A 20423-nucleotide genomic window follows, 5' to 3' on the forward strand; every position below is an offset into this window, starting at 1 on the left:
CGGCGAACCGATTCGCACAACCCCGTCATCCTGGGGCTGTGAGAGTAGCGATCGTCACGGAGTCCTTCCTTCCGCACATGAACGGCGTCACCGGCTCGGTGCTGCAGATCCTGCGACATCTCGAACGAAGAGGGCACGAGGCTCACGTCGTCGCCCCCGCCGCGGTCGGCGCCCCGATCGAGATCAGCGGGGCGCGGATCGAGACGATCCCCAGCCTCGCTCTGCCGGGATACCGCCATGTGAGGGTGGGCACGTCGAGCGCTCGTCGCATCGCAGCCTCCCTCCGACGATTCCAGCCGGATGTCGTTCACCTCGCCTCGCCGTTCGCTCTGGGGTGGAGAGGCGTGCTCGCTGCCGAGAAACAGGGCATCGCCGCGGTCGCGGCCTACCAGACCGACGTGGCAGCGTACACGGAGAGATACCGAGTAGCCGCCACCACCGGCATCGCGCAGGCTCACATCGCCCGACTGCACCGACGCGCGACGCTTACTCTTGCGCCCTCGGCGGAGTCGGCGCAGCAGCTCGCAGCTCTCGGTGTCGACCGCGTGAGGCGCTGGGGGAGAGGAGTCGACGCCGACCGCTTCCAGCCGTCCCGGCGAGAGACCGCCCTCCGCTCCGAGTGGGGCGCAGACGTCGTCATCGGCTACGTGGGGCGTCTCGCCCCCGAGAAGCAGGTGGAAGATCTCGCTGCGCTCCGCGATATCCCGGGAGCACGTCTGGTGATCGTCGGCGACGGACCCAGCAGAGCACGGCTGGAGAGTCTGCTCCCGAATGCTCTGTTCCTCGGCCACCTGGACGGTGGTGCACTCGCGGCGGCGATGGCGTCCTTCGACCTCTTCGTCCACCCCGGGGAGAGCGAGACCTTCGGCCAGACACTTCAGGAGGCTCACGCCAGCGGAGTCCCCGTGATCGCCACGGGACGGGGCGGGCCCCTCGACCTGGTGCGGATGGGGATCGACGGTTGGCTCTATCGGCCGGGAGACCTCGACGACCTGCGGATGCGGGTGACGGACCTCGCCGGCGATGCGCGCAAGCGCCGGGCGTTCGGAGAGGCGGGTCGTGAAGCCGTGCAGCACCGCAGCTGGGAGAGCGTGTGCGACCAGCTCCTCGCGCACTTCGAAGAGGCGCAGGCGCTGCGTCGAGTGGACGCCGGCGCGCGTGCTCGCCGCGCGATGCGGCCGGAGTCGCCTGCGCCCGTCGCTGCTCGTCGGTGGCAGCGCTACGTGGCCCTGGGGGACTCGCTCACCGAAGGTCTGTGCGACCCCGCGCCGGACGGCGCGCTGCGCGGCTGGGCCGATCGACTCGCCCTCCTGCTCGCGGCGCGGGGAGGGCTGCATTACGCGAACCTCGCTGTGCGATCGAAGCGGGTGCGCGACGTTTCCGGTATCCAGCTGGAGCAAGCGCTCGAGTTGCGTCCCGATCTCGTGTCGATCCTGATCGGGGCCAATGACCTGGTGAAGCACCGTGTCGCCATCGCTGCCCTCGCCGCGGACCTGGAGGGGACGGTACGGCAACTGCGGGGAATCGGTGCCGACGTGCTTCTGGTCACCCCGTTCCTGCCCGGGCGGCGCGCGGCATCCATCTACACCCGGCGGTTCGCGGCGTTCGCCACGGCCCTGGCCGGGATCGCCGCCCGCACCGGTGCCATCCTCATGGACACCGATCTGCACCCCTCGCTGGCAGACCGTCCGAACTGGGGGGAAGACCTCGTGCATCTGAGCAGTCGAGGGCATCGATTCCTCGCCTACCGGGCGGGCGAGATGCTCGGCGTGCCCGATGCGGACGCGCTCGGTGTGTTGGATGCTGCTCTGCACGAGCACGAGCCGATCGGTGCGGGGGTGTGGTGGCGTCGACACGCCCTGCCCTGGGTATGGCGCCGTCTGCACGGTCGTGCCGCGGGCGATGGCCGTACCGCCAAGCACGACGGTTACGTCTATCTCGGTCGGTCTTCGACGGCTCGGGAGGCGGTCGTCCGCTGAGTTCGGGACGCCGGAGCCGTCACCGCCGCCCCATGCCGTGGTACTGCCAGCCGGCGGCGCGCCACGCAGCGGCGTCGAGGCAGTTCCGCCCGTCGACGATGATCCGCCCGCGTACGAGGCCACCGGCACGCTCCGGTGAGAGGTCGCGCCGATACTCATCCCACTCGGTGACGATGACGACAGCATCCGCCTCCCGCAGAGCATCGTCCCGGTCGCGTGCGTAGCCGAGCTGCGGGTGGGCCGCGGCGGCGTTGTCGATCGCAGCCGGGTCCGTCACGACGACATCCGCGCCCAGTCCGCGCAGACGCACGGCGACGTCGAGGGCGGGGGAGTCACGGATGTCGTCGCTGAAGGGTTTGAACGCGGCGCCGAGCACGGCGATCCGACGCCCGAAGACGAGACCGCCGAGCGCGTCGACCACGATCTGGACGGCGCGGTCCCGTCGTCGGAGGTTGATCGCGTCGACCTCCCGCAGGAACCCGACCGCCTCGCCGCGTCCCAGCTCCTCCGCGCGCGCCGCGAACGCGCGGATGTCCTTCGGCAGGCATCCTCCGCCGAAGCCGATGCCGGCCCCGAGATAGCGCCGGCCGATGCGGGTGTCGTGCCCGAGCGCATCCGCGAGCAGCGCGACGTCGGCGCCGGCAGCCTCGGCGATCTCGGCCATCGCGTTGATGAACGAGATCTTCGTCGCCAGGAACGCGTTCGCCGCGCCCTTCACCAGTTCCGCCGTCGCGAGATCGGTGACCAGGAACGGCGTCCCCGACTCCACGGCTGCTCCGTACGCCTCACGGAGCACGGTCACTGCCTGCTCTCCGGCTGCGTCGGCTTCCGCCCCCACCACGAGGCGATCCGGGGTCAGAGTGTCGTGGACGGCCCACCCCTCGCGCAGGAACTCCGGATTCCAGACGAGTGTCGCGCCGGTGCCGACCAGGCGCGTCGTCAGCCGCGCGGCGGTGCCCACCGGCACGGTCGACTTCCCGGCGATCACGTCGCCGGCGCGGAGGTGGGGGAGCAGAGCATCGAAGGCCTGGTCGACGTACCGGAGGTCCGCCGCGTGGCCTCCAGGGACCTGAGGGGTCCCGACGGCAAGGAAATGCACGTGCGCGCCGGCTGCGTCGGCCATCCGGCTGCTGAAGCTCAGGCGCCCCGACGCCAGGCCGTCCACGAGGAGCTCGGAGAGCTGCGGCTCGAAGAACGGTGCGGTGCCCGACGCGAGCGTCGCGATCTTCTCCGCATCGACATCGATGCCGATGACGTCGTGTCCGATCGAGGCCATGGCGGCGGCGTGCACGGCACCGAGGTACCCGCAGCCGATCACTGACATGCGCATGGACTCAGGACAGCGGATGCCCCTCACGCCACGGCATCCACCCGGTGAACGGGCCATGGCCGACGCGTGTCCGATCCGCGATGCACCCCGCCCACGCGGGATTCGGGGCGGGCGCTGGTAGGGTGGATGCGGTTGACGCGTGTCAATCGCACAACTTCATATCGACTCACGGAGCGAGCGGCGGAGAAGCTGGTCCCCTGTGGTGGGTTCCTCGGCGAGATGTCGGGTGGCTTTCTACTGGTGGCCAGCGCAGGCGACATTCGCGGGAATGCCCGCGCGCCCGAACCCTTCCGCTCCGCTCCTTTGAACACGCTCGCGCGTCACATGGATTCGCGAGTCTAAACAAAGAAGGAGAGACCTCTTGGAAGGTCCTGAAATCACCGCCACCGAGGCCGTTCTCGACAACGGCCGCTTCGGCACCCGCACCATCCGCTTCGAGACCGGCCGCCTTGCGCAGCAGGCTCAGGGCGCAGTCGCCGCCTACCTCGACGGCGAGACCATGCTCCTCTCGGCCACCAGCGCAGGCAAGCACCCGCGTGAGGGCTTCGACTTCTTCCCCCTGACGGTCGACGTCGAAGAGCGCTCCTACGCCGCCGGCAAGATCCCCGGCTCGTTCTTCCGTCGCGAGGGTCGCCCCTCGACCGAGGCGATCCTCGTCTGCCGTCTGATCGACCGTCCGCTGCGTCCGTCGTTCGTCGACGGCCTGCGCAACGAGGTCCAGATCGTCATCACGGTCCTCTCGATCGCTCCGGGCGAGTTCTACGACGCTCTCGCGATCAACGCGGCGTCCGCGTCGACCCAGATCTCGGGTCTGCCGTTCTCGGGCCCCGTTGCCGGTGTGCGCCTCGCGTTCATCCCCGGTCACGGCGAGCACGCCGACCAGTGGGTCGCGTTCCCGACCGCCGAGCAGGTCTCGGAGGCCGTGTTCGACCTGATCGTCGCCGGTCGCGTCGTCACCAAGGCCGATGGCACGGAAGACGTCGCCATCATGATGGTCGAGGCCGAAGCCACCGAGGGCAGCTGGAACCTGATCAAGGCCGGCGCCACCAAGCCGAACGAGGAGATCGTGGCTCAGGGCCTCGAGGCCTCGAAGCCGTTCATCGCCCAGCTCGTGAAGGCTCAGGCCGAGCTCGCCGCGACCTCGTCGAAGGAGCCGGGCGTGTACCCGGTCTTCCTGCCGTACTCGGAAGAGGTCTACAGCTTCGTCTCCGAGCGCGCGTTCGCCGAGCTCAGCGACGTCTACCAGATCGCGGACAAGGTCGAGCGTCAGACGGCCGACGACGCGATCAAGGATCGCGTCAAGGCAGAGCTCATCGAGGCCACCGAGGCGGGTTCGCTCCCGGCCGCGGCTCCGCTCGAGTTCTCGGCCGCGTACAAGTCCGTCACGAAGAAGATCGTCCGCGGACGCATCCTCACCGAGGGTGCTCGCATCGACGGTCGCGGCCTGGCGGACATCCGTCCGCTCGACGCCGAGGTGCAGGTCATCCCGCGCGTTCACGGTTCCGCGATCTTCCAGCGCGGCGAGACCCAGATCCTGGGTGTCACCACGCTGAACATGCTCAAGATGGAGCAGCAGATCGACTCGCTGTCGCCTGTCACGAGCAAGCGCTACATGCACCACTACAACTTCCCGCCCTACTCGACCGGTGAGACCGGCCGTGTCGGTTCGCCGAAGCGTCGCGAGATCGGGCACGGCTTCCTCGCCGAGCGCGCACTCGTGCCGGTGCTGCCGAGCCGCGAGGAGTTCCCGTACGCGATCCGTCAGGTGTCCGAGGCGCTGAGCTCCAACGGCTCGACGTCGATGGGCTCGGTCTGCGCGTCGACGCTCTCGCTGCTGAACGCGGGTGTGCCGCTGCGCGCTCCCGTCGCCGGCATCGCGATGGGCCTCGTGTCCGACGACGTCAACGGTGAGACCCGCTACGCGGCGCTCACCGACATCCTGGGTGCGGAAGACGCTCTCGGGGACATGGACTTCAAGGTCGCCGGTACCAGCGAGTTCGTCACGGCCATTCAGCTGGACACCAAGCTCGACGGCATCCCCACCCAGGTGCTCGCCGGAGCGCTGACGCAGGCGCGCGACGCGCGCCTGACGATCCTCAACGTGCTGAACGCCGCGATCGACGCTCCTGATGAGATGGCGCCCACCGCACCTCGCGTCATCAGCGTCCAGATCCCCGTCGACAAGATCGGCGAGCTGATCGGCCCGAAGGGCAAGACGATCAACGCGATCCAGGACGAGACCGGCGCCCAGATCTCCATCGAGGAGGACGGCACCGTCTACATCGGTGCGACCGACGGCCCGTCGGCCGAGGCCGCCCGCGCCCAGGTGAACGCGATCGCGAACCCCACCAACCCGGAGATCGGGGAGCAGTTCCTCGGCACGGTCGTGAAGATCGCCACCTTCGGTGCGTTCGTCTCGCTGCTCCCGGGCAAGGACGGCCTGTTGCACGTCACCGAGGTGCGCAAGCTCGCCGGTGGCAAGCGCGTCGAGAACGTCGACGACGTTCTCTCGGTCGGCCAGAAGATCCTCGTGAAGATCACGAAGATCGACGACCGCGGCAAGCTGTCGCTCGAGCCCGTGCTCGATGACGCTCCCGCCGCTGAGGCCGCTCCGGCAGAAGACGCCGCAGCCGAGTAAGCAACACGCTCGAACCGGAACCCGGGCCCGTCCGCGAGGAGGGGTCCGGGTTCCGTCGTGTCCGGCGTGACCGAATCGTTATCGGACGTTTTCGCGCCGTTCCCCGGATTGGTCGGAGCGTTCCGCGAAGTCGCTTACCCTCGAAGTACGCACCGGGGGGTGCAGAGTCAGCAGGTACGCAGGTCGGCACGCACCGATCGACGCGGGGGTGAGAGAGTATGCGGTTGTTCAGCGTAGGCGCAGGGGCGTCCGCAGAACGTGCCCAGCAGGAGGGCGCGGAGCATCCGTCCGCGCCGATCCCGATCGTCGGACCCGGAATAGGCGAGACCATCCGTGTCTCACTCGGCGAGACCGGCTTCGAGACCTTCCCGCTGATGTTGGGGGCTGCCGAGTTCGGCTGGAACGTCGACCTCGAGACCAGCCACGGAATCCTCGATCGCTACGTGGAGTTCGGCGGCAACGCGATCCACACCGCCGACGGCTTCTCGGGTGGACGCAGCGAGCACATCATCGGTCAGTGGCTGCAGTCGCGCGGCCGGCGCGATCGGGCGCTCCTCAGCGTGCGCATCGGAGCGCATGCCGACAACCCCGGTCTCGGATCGGTCAACCTCGTCCGTGCCGTCGAGGGCTCGTTGACGAGGCTCGGCGTCGACCGCATCGACGTCCTGTACCTCGACGCCACGCTCGACGCGACCACGAACCTCGAAGACACACTGGCGACCGTGGAGTGGCTGACCGAGGCCGGCAAGATCGGCTCGCTCGGAGCTTTCGGCTTCGCACCGGAACGGCTCGTCGAAGCACGCATCCTCGCTTCGGCCGGCTATCCGCGCATCAAGGTGATCGACGCGCCGTACAACCTCATCCGGCGTCAGCCGTTCGAGGGCGACCTGCGACTCGTCGCGGGGGCGCAGAACCTGGCGGTCACGCCTTCGCACGCGCTCGAGCACGGGTTCCTGTCCGGGCGCCATCGCAACAAGGCGCTCACCTCGCGCGGGGTGCGTGGCGAGCAACTGCGCGGCCACCTGAACCGGCGGGGGATCAAGATCCTGCGCGCACTCGATCAGGTCGCGCAGGAGCTGGCGGTTCCGGTGGCGGCGGTGTCCATCGCTTGGCTACTCGCGCAGCGCACGGTCGCGGCACCCATCGTGAACACGTTCGCGACCGATCATGTCGACGAACTCATGCAGGGCGCAGGCGTCTCGCTGTCGCGGAGCCAGGTCGCCGAGCTCACCCGGGCCGGCAACTGAGCTTCGTCCCACCCGTGACATAAGGTGGGAGGGAGGCCCGGCGGATGCTGGCGATGAAGCGAGCGAGTTGTGACGCACTACATATATCTGGTCAGACATGGTGAACATCAGGATGCGGAGCACGGTCTCGCCGACGGACCCCTGTCCCCGCGAGGGCAGCGTCAGGCAGAGCTGATCGCAGACCGTCTCTCCGGGCTACCGCTCGACGCCGTCTGGCATTCCCCGTTGCTGCGTGCGAATGAGACGGCCCGCGCGATCGCCGCTCGTCTGCCTTCGGTCGATCCTGAACCGACCGCCCTGCTCTTCGACTGCGTACCCACCGGGATGACCGACGAGACGCCCTCGGTGTTCGAGCCGTTCTTCGGATCGGTGACCGAGGCCGAGATCGAAGCGGGGAGGGCGCAGATGTCGGATGCCGTCAACGAGTTCCTCGTGCGCAAGACGGGCGACGTGCACGAGGTGCTCATCACGCACAACTTCGTGATCTCCTGGTTCGTTCGCGAGGTTCTCGCGGCCCCTGAGTGGCGATGGATGACGCTGAACCAGTCGCACTGCGGTCTGACCGTCATCGCACAGAAGCAGGGGCGGCCGTGGACGCTGCTCACGCACAACGACACCGGCCACCTTCCGGTGGAGCTGCGCACCGGCATCCCCGACGCGCTCCTCGTCTGATTCAGCCCCCTGTCGATGCGGCCACCCCGCGCGCCCCGGGCGGACTGTGCCGGTGCCTCCATAGACTGGAAGCATGACCACGCAGGTAGCACTCGTCGGCGGAACCGGGAAGCTCGGCACCATCATCGGCGCGGTGATCGATGAGCTCGAGGGCTTCCACGTGAGCCGTGTGCTGACGTCCTCGAGTGATCTCTCCGAGCTCGATGGGGCCGACCTCGTCGTCGATGCCTCGACCCCGCAGGTGAGCATCGAAGTCGTCCGCGCAGCCGTGGAGCGCGGGATCAACGTGCTGGTCGCGACCTCGGGGTGGTCGGCGGAGCGGATCGCCCTGGTGCGCCCTCTGGTCGAAGCCGCGGGCACGGGCGCGGTCTTCATCCCCAACTTCTCGCTCGGCTCGGTCCTCGGATCCGCCCTCGCCGCCGCGGCCGCACCGTTCTTCGGCTCCGCGGAGATCATCGAAGCGCATCGCGAGACCAAGATCGACTCGCCCAGTGGTACCGCCGTCCGCACGGCGGAGCTCATCGCGGCGGCGCGCGCGGAGCAGGGACCCGTCAGCGCTCCGCACGCGGATCAGCGCGCCCGCGGGCAGCAGGTCGGCAGCGTGCCGATCCACTCGCTGCGGCGTCCCGGGGTCGTGGCCAAGCAGGAGGTCATCCTCTCCGGACCGGGGGAGTCGCTCACGTTCACTCATGACACGACCGATTCGGCGCTCGCGTATGCGCCCGGCATCCGGCTCTCCGTGCCGTTCGCGGTGAAGGCCACCGGCGTGTTCGTCGGTCTGGAGCACATGATCGATATCGGCATCCGGTCGTGATGTCCCGAATCGGCGTCGCGCTGATGGCAGCGGCGCTGCTGCTCTATCTCGCGGTCGCGATCTGGCTCGCGGCGATGTTCATCTCCGTCGGCACTCCTGTGTCGATCGGCATGGGAATCACGCTCCTCGTGTTGGCGCCCATCGGCGCCTGGGCGCTGATCCGGGAGATGATGTTCGGCTTCGGCGCGGACCGTCTCGGACGCATTCTCGATGCCGAAGGAGGAATGCCGCCGGTGGAGACCGAGCTGACGCCGAGTGGACGCATCGCACGGGCCGACGCGGATCCGCTCATCGCACGGTACACGGCGGAAGCCGATGCCGCCGAAGACGAGTGGCGCGCGCGGTATCGGCTCGGTGTCGTCCAGGATGCGGCAGGGCGCCGCAAAGATGCCAGGGCCAGCATTCGCGAGGCGATCCGGCTCGCCCGCCGCTGAGCCCGGCGGAGTCGGTCAGGCCAGCGTCGCCTCGAGGGTGATCTCGATCCCGGCGAGTGCCTGCGAGACGGGGCATCCCGTCTTGGCGCCGTTGGCGATCTCCTGGAACGCCTCGGGCGTGAGGTTCGGGACGGTCGCATTGACGTTGAGGTGGCTGCCCGTGATGCCGACGCCGGGCTTGAAGGTCACCGATGCACTCGTGTTCACCCGCTCCGGAGGGGTGCCGTTCTCCGCGAGGGCGTGCGAGAGTGCCATCGTGAAGCAGGACGCGTGAGCCGCGGCGATCAGTTCTTCCGGCGTGGTGGTGGTGTCGCTGCCTTCGCTGCGCGCCTTCCAGTTGATCGGGAAGGTGCCGAGGTTCGAGGACGAGAACGCGACGGTGCCGGATCCCTCCATGAGCGATCCGGTCCAGGTGCTGGCGGCTTCGCTGGTGACGGGCATGATTCCTCCGGTTCTCGCACTGCGCGGGTGCAGCGTCGGCTCGTCGCCAGCCTAGCGAGCGTCCGCACGCGGGGGAACAGTGCTCAGGACGTGGCAGGTTCTCGTCCGACGACTCCGGCGCGCTGCAGCAGGAGGTAGAGCTGGCAGCCGAGGCAGAAGGCGAAGGCGGCGTTGAGGAAGGCGGCGATGAATGCGGCTGCGGTCGCGATCGGCAGTGCCCACGGGACACCCACGAGATGCAGCAGGAGGCCGACGCTGACGACGAACAGCCCGACGCCCTGCGAGAACCGCGGGGGACGAGGATCCTCCAGCTCGCCCGGCGGCGCGAGACGGGGACGCACCAGGGTGCGGAAGACCACACCCCATGGGGCCGTGCGTGGCGAGACGACGCCCCAGAGGAACAGCAGAGCGATGACGACGGTGAGCAGGAATCCCGGGTCCAGCACGCGCTGCGCAAGAGTCGCGGAGGAGATCGCCCAGGTCTTGCCTCCGATGAATGCGAAGTCCGTGGACGGACTGATCGCGAACCAGGTGCCGGGGAGTCGGGCGGTCGAGATCCCGATCAGAGCCAGGAACGTCGCCACCAGCAGCAGGATGGCGGTGAGCGTGGCAGCGAAGCGCGGTCCGCGAGGATCTATGCCTGTCGGGGCGGTCATGAGTGCTCCAGTTCTCGCGCCTCAGACGGCGGCGACGGCTTCGGTGAGGGCGTGCCGGTCGGGGACACCGTGGAATCGAGCGCGAACCGCGCCGGAGGGGTCGACGACGAAGGTCGTCGGCGTCTGCAGCACTCGGTAGCGCGCCGAGAGATCAGGGCGGTGCGTCAGGTCCACCTCGACATGACGCACTCCATCGCCTTCCGCCGCATACGTGTGGAGCAGACGGCGGACCTGAGGGCACCGCGTGCACATTTCGGTGCTGAACTGCACCAGGGTCGCGCGTGAGCCGAGTTCCGCCGACGCCGCGTCCGTCGGATCGAAGCGGAGTGAGCCTCCGTCACGACGTCGTCCGTCGCGGCGCCGCAGCACGATGCCGATGATCGTGGCGAGCGCGAGAAGCGCAGCGGCGATCCCGAAGGCGAGTGCAGGCGACATGCGTCAGAGATTACGCGGCCGGCGGCGGCGTCGAGGCCATGTTTCCGAGCATGACGAGCCGTGATTCCGGCGCGGGGGATCCGCCCGTGAGGGAGGGTGGGGCGGTATCGTGGCTGTCATGAGCGCAGCCGTCCCGACTCCGTATGAAGACCTGCTCCGCGACGTCCTCGAGACCGGCACTCACAAGTCCGACCGCACCGGGACCGGCACCACGAGCGTCTTCGGGCGACAGATCCGTTTCGACCTGTCGAAGGGCTTTCCGCTCATCACGACCAAGCGGGTGCACTTCAAGTCGATCGCGTACGAGCTCCTCTGGTTCCTGCAGGGTGACTCGAATGTCGGTTGGCTTCGCGAGAACGGCGTCACGATCTGGGACGAGTGGGCCGACGAATCCGGCGACCTCGGCCCCGTGTACGGAGTGCAGTGGAGGTCGTGGCCGACGCCCGATGGCGGGAGCATCGACCAGCTCTCCGAGGTGATCGAGCAGATCCGTCGTTCGCCCGACTCCCGCCGCCTCATCGTGTCGGCCTGGAACCCCGCAGACATCCCCGATATGGCGCTCGCTCCGTGCCACGCCCTGTTCCAGTTCTACGTCGCCGACGGCAAACTCTCCTGCCAGCTGTATCAGCGCAGCGCGGACATGTTCCTCGGCGTGCCGTTCAACATCGCTTCCTACGCTCTGCTCACGATGATGATCGCGCAGCAGGTGGGCCTCGAACCCGGCGACTTCGTGTGGACGGGCGGCGATTGCCACGTCTACGACAATCATGTCGAGCAGGTCCGCGAGCAGCTCTCCCGAGAGCCGTATCCGTACCCGGCGCTCCGCTTCGCACGGAAGCCGGAGTCGATCTTCGACTACCGCTACGAGGACTTCGTGGTGGAGGACTATCAGCATCACGCACCGATCCGCGCGGCGGTGGCGGTATGACCTGGGTCGGACTGATCTGGGCTGAAGCACGCGGTGGCGTGATCGGTGCCGAAGGCGGGATGCCCTGGCACGTGCCCGAAGACCTCGCGCACTTCAAGGAGGTCACGCTCGGTGCGCCGGTGGTGATGGGGCGCAAGACCTGGGACTCGCTGCCTGAGCGGTTCCGCCCGCTCGCGGGTCGCGAGAACATCGTGGTGACGCGACAGCAGGACTGGTCGGAAGAGGGAGCGCGCCGGGCGTCGACGGTCGCCGAGGCCGTCCGAGGCCTGGACAGGGTGTGGATCATCGGCGGCGCCGAGATCTTCCGTCAGGTGATCGGAGATGCAGACCGGCTCGAGGTCACGGAGCTCGACCTCGAAGTGTCCGGGGATGCATACGCGCCCGCCAAGTCCGGATGGCGCCTCGTCGACGAAGGGGACTGGCAGACCTCACGCACCGGCATCCGCTTCCGATTCCTCGGATACGCGCGCTGATGCCCACCGCACTGATCACCGGCGCCAGTGCCGGACTCGGCGCGGAGTTCGCGCGCCAGCTCGCGCGGCGGAGGGCCGACCTCGTCCTCGTGGCACGCTCAGCCGAGGCGCTCCAGGCACTCGCCGCCGAACTGCGGAGCGAGTTCGGCGTCGCCGCGGAGATCATCGTGGCCGATCTCGCGGACGAAGCCGATGTCGAGAAGGTCGCCGAGCGGCTGCGTGACACCGCCGATCCCGTCGATCTTCTGGTGAACAACGCCGGGTTCGGGCTCCCTCTGCAGTTCGCCGAGAACGACATCGAAGACGAGGTGCGTCATCTCCGGGTGCACGTCGAAGCGTCGATGCGTCTGATGCACGCTGCGCTGCAGTCCATGCGCGGTCGAGGTGGGCGCATCATCAACGTGGCATCGGTCGCCGGATTCATCTCCCGCTCCACCTACTCGGCGTGCAAGGCGTGGCTGATCGGCTTCAGCCGGTGGGCGAATGCGGAGTATGCGAGGGACGGAGTGACCTTCACCGCACTGTGCCCCGGCTTCACGCACACGACCTTCCACGAGCGGATGGGCCTCGCCGTCGGTCAGGAGGGTATCCCGGGGATCATGTGGTTGGACGCGCGCGACGTGGTCCGCGTGGGACTGCGCGATGCGGCTCGCGGCAAGGCGGTGTCGATTCCGTCGCTGCGATACAAGGCGATCGTGGCGTTGACCCGTATCCTTCCGAGCTCCCTCACGTCGGGCGTCGCCCGCCGTGGCCGGGTCTGACCCGGGGCTGAGGGCATGGGCTGGTTCGGAAGGAAGCGCGACGCGCCTGACGCCAGCGAGATGCTGCGCGCGTACAACGAGGCGGAGGCAGCACGTCTCAATGGACTGGCAGCCGGATCGGCATCGTCGACGCTCCCGCCGTCGACGCTTAGCACCAGCGGAGTCATCATGGGTGACGGCGAGCTGATCGTCGAGGACGTCTTCACGATCACGGGTCGCGGTCTCGTGGTGACGGGGAAGGTGAATGTCGGCAGGCTCCGCGTCGGCGATGCCGTCGCTGTGGTCCGCGGGGCCTCCGAGATCGCGTCGACGGAGATCACCGGTATCGAGATGTTCCGCAAGCGCGCGGACGAGGCGGTCATCGGCGACATGGTGGGGCTGCTCCTGCGCGGCACGGTCGACGTCGCCCGCGGGGACGTCATCCGCGTGGCCACGTCCGCATGAGCCGCATCCGAACGATACGCTGGGTTCTATGACGCACTCGGGCAACCCTTTCGGACAGGTTCTCGTCGCGCTCGTCACTCCGATGACGGCCGACGGTGAAGTCGATTGGCCCGCCGTCGAGAAGCACATCGATGACGTGATCACCGCTGGCGCGGACGGCATCGTCGTGACGGGAACGACCGGCGAGACCTCGACGCTGACGGACCCCGAGAAGCTCAAGCTCGTCGAGGTCGGCAAGTCGGTCTCCGCCGGTCGCGCCAAGATCATCACCGGCGGCGGCTCGAACGAGACGGCCCATGCGATCGAGCTCTACAAGGCCAGCGAGAAGGCCGGCGCCGACGGCATCATGATCGTCACGCCCTACTACAACAAGCCGACCCAGGCCGGCATCCTGACCCACTTCCGTCTGGTCGCCGACGCGACCGACCTGCCGGTGATCCTGTATGACATCCCGGGTCGCACCGGCGTCCCGATCAAGTACGAGACGATTCTGCGACTCGCGAAGCACCCGAACATCCTCGCGGTGAAGGATGCAAAGGGTGACTTCTCCGAGGTGAGCCGCGTGCTCAACCAGACCGACCTGATGTATTTCTCCGGCGATGACGCGAACGTGCTGCCGCACCTCGCGATCGGAGCCACCGGTCTCATCGGGGTGACGGCGAACGTGGCTGCGGCGCCGTACCGCACCATCATCGACGCGGTGAACGCGGGCGACCTCGCCACGGCGACCGCCGAGCACAAGCGGCTCGAGCCGCTCGTGCGCGCGGTGATGACGCATGTTCCCGGCACCGTCGCCGCCAAGTACATCCTGCACGGGCTCGGCCGCATCTCGAGTCCCCGCGTCCGACTTCCCCTGGTCGGCCCCGAGGAATGGGAGGCCGCGCTCATCGAGGATGAGCTCGACCTCGTCACGAACGTCCCCGGCGCCGACTTCTCGAACTTCCGACCCGACCGCAACGCGGCTGCGGGTGGTGCCCTGCCGAAGGTGCACGGCACGACGCGCTGAGCCGCGTCGCCATGAACGAACGGACGCGCGGAGTGTCCGACTGAGGAGACAGCATGTCCATTCCCCTGGTAGAACCGACCGCTCTCGAAGAAGGAACGCTGCGGGTCATCCCCGTCGGCGGTCTCGGCGAGATCGGTCGGAACATGACCATGTTCGAGTACGACGGCAAGATCCTGATCGTCGACTGCGGCGTGCTGTTCCCCGAGGAGCACCAGCCCGGTGTCGATCTGATCCTGCCCGACTTCGAGCCGATCCGCGATCGACTCGACGACATCGTCGGCGTGGTGCTCACGCACGGACACGAAGATCACATCGGCGCGGTTCCGTACCTGCTGCGTCTGAAGAGCGACATCCCTCTCATCGGCTCGGGGCTCACCCTCGCGCTGGTCGAGGCGAAGCTCAAGGAGCACCGCATCAAAGCCTTCACCCTCACGGTGAAGGAGGGCCAGGAGGAGCGGGTCGGTCCGTTCGACCTGGAGTTCGTCGCGGTCAACCACTCGATCCCTGATGCGCTGGCCGTCGCGATCCGCACTCCCGCCGGAATGGTGCTCGCAACCGGTGACTTCAAGATGGACCAGCTGCCGTTGGACGGCCGGATCACCGATCTGCGCGCGTTCGCGCGCCTCGGCGAAGAAGGCGTGGATCTGTTCCTCGTCGACTCGACCAACGCCGATGTCCCCGGCTTCACTCCGACCGAGCGCTCCATCGGTCCGGTGCTCGACCAGGTCATCGCGAAGGCCCCTCGTCGGGTCATCGTCGCGAGCTTCTCCAGCCACGTCCACCGTGTGCAGCAGGTCATCGACGCCGCGCATGCCAATGGGCGCCGCGTCGCGTTCCTCGGCCGCAGCATGGTGCGGAACATGACGATCGCCGAGCAGCTCGGCTACCTGAAGGTGCCGGACGGGGTCCTCATCGACTTCAAGAAGGCGCGCGACCTCCCCGATGAGCAGATCGTCTACATGTCGACCGGTTCCCAGGGCGAGCCGATGGCCGTGCTGAGCCGCATGGCGAACATGGACCACGCGATCGAGATCAGCGAGGGCGACACGGTCATCCTCGCCTCCAGCCTCATCCCCGGCAACGAGAATGCGGTCTACCGCGTGATCGACGGACTGACCAAGCTCGGCGCGAACGTGGTGCACAAGGCCAACGCGAAGGTGCACGTCTCCGGACATGCCGCTGCCGGAGAGTTGATCTACTGCTACAACATCCTGAAGCCGAAGAACGTCCTCCCCGTCCACGGTGAGTACCGGCACCTCATCGCGAACGCCAAGCTTGCGCAGGACACCGGCGTCCCCGAGGAGAACACGATCATCGCCTCCAACGGCACCGTGATCGACCTCAAGGACGGCGTCGCGAAGGTCACGGGACAGCTCGACCTCGGATTCGTCTACGTCGACGGCTCCACGGTCGGCGAGATCACCGATGCCGACCTCAAGGACCGCCGGATCCTCGGCGAAGAGGGCTTCATCTCGGTGATCGTCGTCGTGGATGCCGGCACCGGACGGATCATTTCCGGCCCGGAGATCCACGCGCGCGGCGTCGCCGAGGACGACTCCGTGTTCGACGACGTGACGCCGAAGATCGTCGCCGCGCTCAAGGAGGCGTCCGGCAACGGTGTCCGTGACACCCACGCGCTGTCGCAGGTCGTGCGACGCACGATCGGTCGCTGGGTGAACCAGCGTCTCCGTCGTCGCCCCATGATCGTGCCCCTCGTCATCGAGGCGTGACGGCAGGGGAGTCCTTCTCCCACTCACGGCTGCTCGACATCCCGGCGTAACACCGGCGTCCTAGGCTCGCGTCATGTACAGGGGCTTTGCTCTTCGCAGGGCGGCGCAGACGGATGCGAGGTTCCTCGGCGACATGCTCGTCGAGGCCGCCAACTGGCGCGCGGGCGGAGTGCGTCCGCGCCACGAGGTGCTGACGTCGCCGGAGCATCGACGGTATCTCGCGGGCTGGAAGCGGATGTCCGATGACGGTCTGGTCGCCACCGGCGAAGATGACGCGCCCGTCGGTGCCGCTTGGTATCGGGTACTGCCGCAGAACGCCCCGGGATTCGGCTTCGTCGGTGCCGCTGTCCCCGAGCTGATCATCGGAGTGCATCCACTCTGGCGTGCTCGGGGAGTCGGGCGATCTCTGCTGCGCGGGATCGTGCAGCTCGCCGGGACGGAAGGGCACGCGCGGATCAGCCTGAGCGTCGAACGGGACAACTTCGCGCGCAACCTGTATCGCGCCGAGGGATTCGCCGTCGTGGGGGAGGGTGCGATCCGCGACACGATGGTCCGCGGGACGCTCTAGCCAGCACCGTGGGGATCAGCGGAAAGCCGCGTCATTACGCGGAGTTGTCGGCAGGTGGACGTAACGTGAGAACCATGGCCAGGAGTACCACGAAGACAGAGCGCGCGTCGACGAGCGCACCGTCGCGCCCCAAGCGGCAGACGGCTCCCAAGGCCCAGCCGGCGCCCAAGAAGTACATCGACGAAGCGGACAAGCCCCCGGTGATCGTACGGGCGTGGGTCGGACTGGCGCACGGCGTCGGCGGACTCTTCCGCGCGTTCGGGCCGGAGGTCCTGCAAAAGGACGAGCGCCGCGACGGTTTCCCGTTCTTGCTCGTGCTGCTGGCCGTGCTCGGCGCAGTCAACGAGTGGGTCTTCATCGGAAACGAGGTTGCTGAGAACATCAGCGCCTACTCCGTCGGGCTACTCGTCGGCCGCGTGGCCTTCATCATGCCTCTGCTTTTGTTGGTCCTTGCGGGCTGGCTGTTCCGACACCCGGCTTCCGTGAATGACAACGGTCGCATCGGATTCGGGTTCGGTCTCTTTGTGATCTCCTTGGCGGGCTTCTGCCATGTCGCCGGTGGACAGCCTCAGCCTCAGCCGGACATCACGGCGTTGAGCGACGGCGGTGGGCTTTTCGGGTGGCTCGTGGGCCAGCCTCTGACGTATCTGACGAACATTCCCGCGTACATCGTCCTGACGATGCTGACCGCCCTCAGCGTGTTGATTCTGACCAAGACTCCACCGAACCGTATCGGTCGACGCCTGGGTGATCTGTACGCCTGGATGTTCGACGCCGAGCGCCCGGAGAAGCCGGTCAAGGACGCCGTAGCGATCGACGACGCCGACAAGGTCGACGACCCGGACGTGCTGCCCTGGTGGCGTCGCAACAAGACCGGCCGTGAAGAGGACCCCGACGAGGGCACCCTCGGGTCCGACGACATCACGGCTCTCCTCACGACTTCCGACCCCACGCCCGCCTATGACCAGGCGGTCGTGGTCGAGAACCCGTACGACGCCGCCACCGAGGTGCTTTCCGAGGTCCGTTCGGTCGCCGACTCCCTCGCGGAACAGCAGACCACGGCGCTCCTCGACGACGATTCGGACACGGGGGAGGTGCCAGAGCTCCCCGGGCTCGACGGCTTCGGCACCGAGGGCCCTGGTGACCGCGGGCCGCAGGCCCCCGTCACGCCGTACATCCTGCCCTCTCCCGGCCTCCTGGTCGAGGGGCCGCCTCCGGTCATGCGCTCCGAGGCCACCGACAAGGTGATCGAGCAGATCACGAGCGTGCTGTCGCAGTTCAAGGTCGACGCGAAGGTCACCGGATTCTCGCGCGGGCCGACGGTCACGCAGTACGAGGTCGAGGTCGGCCACGGCGTGAAAGTCGAGAAGATCCTCCAACTGAGCAACAACTTCGCCTACGCCGTGGCGTCGAACGACGTCCGCATCCTCTCGCCGATCCCCGGCAAGAGCGCGATCGGCATCGAGATCCCCAACGCCGACAAGGAGATGGTCGCCCTCGGCGACGTCCTCCGGTCGCCTGCGGCGCAGAAGAGCACCCATCCCATGACGATCGGTGTCGGCAAGGACGTCGGCGGCAACATCGTCATCGCGAACCTCGCCAAGATGCCGCACCTCCTGGTGGCCGGTTCCACGGGTTCCGGTAAGTCGAGCTTCGTGAACTCCATGATCACGAGCCTGTTGATGCGGGCACGTCCTGCCGACGTGCGAATGGTCCTGATCGACCCGAAGCGCGTGGAGCTCACCAGCTATGCCGGCGTCCCGCACCTGATCACCCCCATCATCACGAACCCGAAGAAGGCTGCGGAAGCGCTGCAGTGGGTCGTGAAGGAGATGGACATGCGGTACGACGACCTCGCGTCGTTCGGCTTCCGCCATATCGACGACTTCAACCGTGCCGTGCGGGCCGGCGAGGTCGAACTGCCTGTGGGCAGCGAGCGTGTGCTCAAGCCCTACCCTTACCTCCTGGTCGTGGTCGACGAGCTCGCCGACCTCATGATGGTCGCCCCTCGCGACGTCGAGGACTCGATCGTCCGCATCACGCAGCTCGCACGAGCCTCCGGTATTCACCTGGTCCTCGCGACCCAGCGCCCGAGCGTCGACGTGGTCACCGGTCTCATCAAGGCCAACGTGCCGTCGCGACTCGCCTTCGCCGTCACCAGCGTCACCGACAGCCGCGTCATCCTCGACAGCCCGGGCGCCGACAAGCTCATCGGCCAGGGCGATGCTCTGTTCTCGCCGATGGGTTCGTCGAAGCCGTTCCGACTGCAGGGGGCGTGGGTCGACGAGAAGGAGATCGACGCGGTCGTCAAGCACGTCACCCGTCAGGCACGACCGGACTATCGCCCCGACGTCCAGGAAGCGATGGAGCCGACCAAGAAGAAGGAAGTCGACGAGGACATCGGCGACGATCTGGAGCTTCTGCTCGCCGCCGCCGAGCTCATCGTCTCGTCCCAGTTCGGTTCGACGTCGATGCTGCAGCGCAAGTTGCGCGTCGGGTTCGCGAAGGCAGGACGCCTGATGGACCTGCTGGAGTCCCGCGAGATCGTCGGACCGTCCGAGGGCTCCAAGGCCCGCGACGTGTTGGCCACGGCCGAGCAGCTCCCGCAGGTGATGGCCAAGCTGCGCGGAGACGACGTTCCTTCGTCCTCTCCGGCTCCGGCCGCTCCTGCAGTTCCTCCGGTACCGCCGTTGCCTCAGACGCACGATCCGATCGCTGCCCAGTACGAAGGACTCCCCGAGGTGGAGGCCGAGGGTGGGGACGAAGACGCCTGGGGCCTGACGGGGCGCGACTGATGGCGATTCCTCGGCAGCTGCCCAATGCCATCACCGTCGCGCGCATCCCGCTGGCGGTCATCTTCTTCGTACTGCTGCTCATGGGCGGCACCTACGGTCTCCCTGAACCCGGCCTCCGCTGGGCGGCCGCCATCATCTTCATCGTCGGAATATCCACCGACTGGGTCGACGGCTATCTCGCCCGCAAGTACGACATCGTCAGCGACTTCGGAAAGCTCTGGGATCCGATCGCCGACAAGCTGCTCACCGGAGCAGGTTTCGTCGGCCTCGCCATCCTCGGTGAGGTCAGCTGGTGGATCGTCGCGATCATCCTGGTGCGCGAGTGGGGGATCACCATCCACCGCCTCATGGTGGCCAGCGAGCATGTCGTCGCCGCGGCCTGGATGGGCAAGATCAAGACTGCGTTCCAGGGGGTGGCCCTCGGCTGGGCGCTGCTTCCCCTGCACGTCCTGATCGGCCTCGAAACCTGGACGCTGATCACCTTCCTCCTGATGCTCATCGTCCTCGTGCTCACGGTCGCGAGCGGGATCGACTACATCGTCGCGCAGGTGCGCGGATCGCGGCAGAAGCGGGTATGAACGAGCCGGACGCCGACGCGGTCCTGTCAGCGCTGAAACAGCGAGGCTGGACGTTGGGCGTCGCTGAATCGCTCACGGGCGGTGCGCTGTGCGCGGAGATCGTCTCGGTCCCCGGCGCGTCCGCCGTGCTGCTCGGTGGTGTCGTGGCCTATGCGACTCCGGTCAAGGCCTCCGTGCTCGGAGTCGATGCAGATCTTCTGGCTGTCTACGGGCCTGTGCATCCGCAGGTGGCGCTGCAGATGGCCGAAGGCGTGCGAGGTGCCGTCGGCATCGATGGCGTTCCCGCCGATGTCGGCGTCTCGACGACAGGAATCGCCGGCCCCGATTCCCCGGACGGGCAGCAGGTAGGTACGGTACACGTCGGGGTCGTGACTCCGACGGCGTCGCGGACGACCGAGTTTCACTTCACAGGGGAACGCGACTCGATCCGACTCCAAGCGGTCGCGGCAGCCCTCGACGGGCTGCTCGAGATGCTCTCGGAATAGCGGCGCCCC

At 67.7% G+C, this 20423-nt stretch carries 19 protein-coding genes and 1 pseudogene; 16 read left to right on the forward strand and 4 right to left on the reverse strand.

Translation table 11 applies throughout. The annotated features are described in order from the left end of the window. The first annotated feature begins 38 nt into the window (after positions 1-38). Entirely contained in the window at positions 39-1979 is a 1941-nt protein-coding gene (locus CQ045_RS01905) for a GDSL-type esterase/lipase family protein (RefSeq protein ID WP_105720993.1), read from the forward strand. 19 nt (positions 1980-1998) lie between these two features. On the opposite strand, the gene CQ045_RS01910 is transcribed toward CQ045_RS01905, so the two are convergent. Beyond that, positions 1999-3309, reverse strand: coding sequence for a UDP-glucose/GDP-mannose dehydrogenase family protein (locus CQ045_RS01910; protein WP_105720994.1), 1311 nt, complete (start codon positions 3307-3309; stop codon positions 1999-2001). A 361-nt stretch (positions 3310-3670) separates the two neighbouring features. On the opposite strand from CQ045_RS01910, the gene CQ045_RS01915 reads away from it, so the two are divergent. The 5 genes from CQ045_RS01915 (at position 3671) to CQ045_RS01935 (ending at position 9114) form a co-directional block, all read left to right on the forward strand. Continuing rightward, positions 3671-5947 carry a polyribonucleotide nucleotidyltransferase gene (locus tag CQ045_RS01915; protein WP_105720995.1) on the forward strand — a complete coding sequence of 759 codons (2277 nt, stop codon included), beginning with the start codon at positions 3671-3673 and terminating at the stop codon, positions 5945-5947. A gap of 218 nt (positions 5948-6165) precedes the next feature. After that, the gene (locus CQ045_RS01920) at positions 6166-7194 is read left to right on the forward strand and encodes an aldo/keto reductase (RefSeq protein WP_105720996.1); all 1029 of its coding nucleotides are present in this window, start codon (positions 6166-6168) and stop codon (positions 7192-7194) included. 69 nt (positions 7195-7263) lie between these two features. Next, a complete protein-coding gene (locus CQ045_RS01925) occupies positions 7264-7866 on the forward strand; it encodes a histidine phosphatase family protein (RefSeq protein ID WP_017830917.1) in 603 nt (200 codons plus the stop codon). Positions 7867-7939: 73 nt separating this feature from the next. After that, entirely contained in the window at positions 7940-8680 is a 741-nt protein-coding gene (dapB, locus tag CQ045_RS01930) for a 4-hydroxy-tetrahydrodipicolinate reductase (protein ID WP_105720997.1), read from the forward strand. Beyond that, the gene (locus CQ045_RS01935; protein ID WP_105720998.1) at positions 8680-9114 is read left to right on the forward strand and encodes a hypothetical protein; all 435 of its coding nucleotides are present in this window, start codon (positions 8680-8682) and stop codon (positions 9112-9114) included. Before dapB ends, CQ045_RS01935 begins: the two co-directional genes overlap by 1 nt. Positions 9115-9129: 15 nt before the next feature. Here CQ045_RS01935 and CQ045_RS01940 read toward each other — a convergent pair whose 3' ends face one another. From CQ045_RS01940 to CQ045_RS01950, 3 genes are all read right to left on the reverse strand, one after another. Next, entirely contained in the window at positions 9130-9555 is a 426-nt protein-coding gene (locus tag CQ045_RS01940; protein WP_105720999.1) for an OsmC family peroxiredoxin, read from the reverse strand. Between the two features lie 83 nt (positions 9556-9638). Next, positions 9639-10211 (reverse strand): DUF4395 domain-containing protein, encoded by a 573-nt coding sequence (locus CQ045_RS01945; RefSeq protein WP_105721000.1) that lies wholly within the window; start codon positions 10209-10211, stop codon positions 9639-9641. Positions 10212-10232: 21 nt separating this feature from the next. After that, positions 10233-10646 (reverse strand): thioredoxin family protein, encoded by a 414-nt coding sequence (locus CQ045_RS01950; protein WP_105721001.1) that lies wholly within the window; start codon positions 10644-10646, stop codon positions 10233-10235. A 118-nt stretch (positions 10647-10764) separates the two neighbouring features. Between CQ045_RS01950 and CQ045_RS01955 the strand changes: the two genes are divergently transcribed. The 10 genes and pseudogenes from CQ045_RS01955 to CQ045_RS02000 all read left to right on the forward strand — a co-directional run bounded on the left by CQ045_RS01955 (position 10765) and on the right by CQ045_RS02000 (position 20414). Further along, complete coding sequence (locus CQ045_RS01955; protein WP_105721002.1) at positions 10765-11574, forward strand: thymidylate synthase; 810 nt, start codon at positions 10765-10767, stop codon at positions 11572-11574. Beyond that, entirely contained in the window at positions 11571-12047 is a 477-nt protein-coding gene (locus tag CQ045_RS01960; RefSeq protein WP_105721003.1) for a dihydrofolate reductase, read from the forward strand. The genes CQ045_RS01955 and CQ045_RS01960 overlap by 4 nt, the downstream gene beginning before the upstream one ends. Further along, positions 12047-12808: an SDR family oxidoreductase gene (locus tag CQ045_RS01965; protein ID WP_105721004.1), complete on the forward strand. Its 762-nt coding sequence runs from the start codon at positions 12047-12049 to the stop codon at positions 12806-12808. The genes CQ045_RS01960 and CQ045_RS01965 overlap by 1 nt, the downstream gene beginning before the upstream one ends. Before the next feature lie 189 nt (positions 12809-12997). Then, a pseudogene (locus CQ045_RS19125) lies at positions 12998-13231 on the forward strand (EF-Tu/IF-2/RF-3 family GTPase); the annotation flags it as partial. Positions 13232-13280: 49 nt separating this feature from the next. Further along, complete coding sequence (dapA, locus tag CQ045_RS01975; RefSeq protein ID WP_105721006.1) at positions 13281-14258, forward strand: 4-hydroxy-tetrahydrodipicolinate synthase; 978 nt, start codon at positions 13281-13283, stop codon at positions 14256-14258. 53 nt (positions 14259-14311) lie between these two features. Then, on the forward strand, positions 14312-15988 hold the full coding sequence (locus tag CQ045_RS01980) for a ribonuclease J (protein WP_105721007.1): 1677 nt from the start codon (positions 14312-14314) through the stop codon (positions 15986-15988). Between the two features lie 73 nt (positions 15989-16061). Continuing rightward, a complete protein-coding gene (locus CQ045_RS01985; RefSeq protein WP_105721008.1) occupies positions 16062-16556 on the forward strand; it encodes a GNAT family N-acetyltransferase in 495 nt (164 codons plus the stop codon). A gap of 74 nt (positions 16557-16630) precedes the next feature. Beyond that, positions 16631-19351 (forward strand): DNA translocase FtsK, encoded by a 2721-nt coding sequence (locus tag CQ045_RS01990; protein WP_105721009.1) that lies wholly within the window; start codon positions 16631-16633, stop codon positions 19349-19351. Beyond that, entirely contained in the window at positions 19351-19929 is a 579-nt protein-coding gene (pgsA, locus tag CQ045_RS01995; RefSeq protein ID WP_105721010.1) for a CDP-diacylglycerol--glycerol-3-phosphate 3-phosphatidyltransferase, read from the forward strand. Before CQ045_RS01990 ends, pgsA begins: the two co-directional genes overlap by 1 nt. Further along, positions 19926-20414 (forward strand): CinA family protein, encoded by a 489-nt coding sequence (locus CQ045_RS02000; protein ID WP_105721011.1) that lies wholly within the window; start codon positions 19926-19928, stop codon positions 20412-20414. Before pgsA ends, CQ045_RS02000 begins: the two co-directional genes overlap by 4 nt. Positions 20415-20423 lie beyond the last annotated feature (9 nt).

This window comes from Microbacterium sp. MYb66, assembly GCF_002979435.1.
Taxonomy (GTDB): domain Bacteria; phylum Actinomycetota; class Actinomycetes; order Actinomycetales; family Microbacteriaceae; genus Microbacterium.

What these genes read in the sequence shown, in the direction of transcription:
- CQ045_RS01910 (WP_105720994.1), bottom strand. Translation starts at nt 3,309, where the DNA reads ATGCGCATGTCAGTGATCGGCTGCGGGTACCTCGGTGCCGTGCACGCC.
- CQ045_RS01920 (WP_105720996.1), top strand. Translation starts at nt 6,166, where the DNA reads ATGCGGTTGTTCAGCGTAGGCGCAGGGGCGTCCGCAGAACGTGCCCAG.
- dapB (WP_105720997.1), top strand. Translation starts at nt 7,940, where the DNA reads ATGACCACGCAGGTAGCACTCGTCGGCGGAACCGGGAAGCTCGGCACC.
- CQ045_RS01935 (WP_105720998.1), top strand. Translation starts at nt 8,680, where the DNA reads ATGTCCCGAATCGGCGTCGCGCTGATGGCAGCGGCGCTGCTGCTCTAT.
- CQ045_RS01940 (WP_105720999.1), bottom strand. Translation starts at nt 9,555, where the DNA reads ATGCCCGTCACCAGCGAAGCCGCCAGCACCTGGACCGGATCGCTCATG.
- CQ045_RS01945 (WP_105721000.1), bottom strand. Translation starts at nt 10,211, where the DNA reads ATGACCGCCCCGACAGGCATAGATCCTCGCGGACCGCGCTTCGCTGCC.
- CQ045_RS01950 (WP_105721001.1), bottom strand. Translation starts at nt 10,646, where the DNA reads ATGTCGCCTGCACTCGCCTTCGGGATCGCCGCTGCGCTTCTCGCGCTC.
- CQ045_RS01955 (WP_105721002.1), top strand. Translation starts at nt 10,765, where the DNA reads ATGAGCGCAGCCGTCCCGACTCCGTATGAAGACCTGCTCCGCGACGTC.
- CQ045_RS01960 (WP_105721003.1), top strand. Translation starts at nt 11,571, where the DNA reads ATGACCTGGGTCGGACTGATCTGGGCTGAAGCACGCGGTGGCGTGATC.
- CQ045_RS01965 (WP_105721004.1), top strand. Translation starts at nt 12,047, where the DNA reads ATGCCCACCGCACTGATCACCGGCGCCAGTGCCGGACTCGGCGCGGAG.
- dapA (WP_105721006.1), top strand. Translation starts at nt 13,281, where the DNA reads ATGACGCACTCGGGCAACCCTTTCGGACAGGTTCTCGTCGCGCTCGTC.
- CQ045_RS01980 (WP_105721007.1), top strand. Translation starts at nt 14,312, where the DNA reads ATGTCCATTCCCCTGGTAGAACCGACCGCTCTCGAAGAAGGAACGCTG.
- CQ045_RS01985 (WP_105721008.1), top strand. Translation starts at nt 16,062, where the DNA reads ATGTACAGGGGCTTTGCTCTTCGCAGGGCGGCGCAGACGGATGCGAGG.
- CQ045_RS01990 (WP_105721009.1), top strand. Translation starts at nt 16,631, where the DNA reads ATGGCCAGGAGTACCACGAAGACAGAGCGCGCGTCGACGAGCGCACCG.
- pgsA (WP_105721010.1), top strand. Translation starts at nt 19,351, where the DNA reads ATGGCGATTCCTCGGCAGCTGCCCAATGCCATCACCGTCGCGCGCATC.
- CQ045_RS02000 (WP_105721011.1), top strand. Translation starts at nt 19,926, where the DNA reads ATGAACGAGCCGGACGCCGACGCGGTCCTGTCAGCGCTGAAACAGCGA.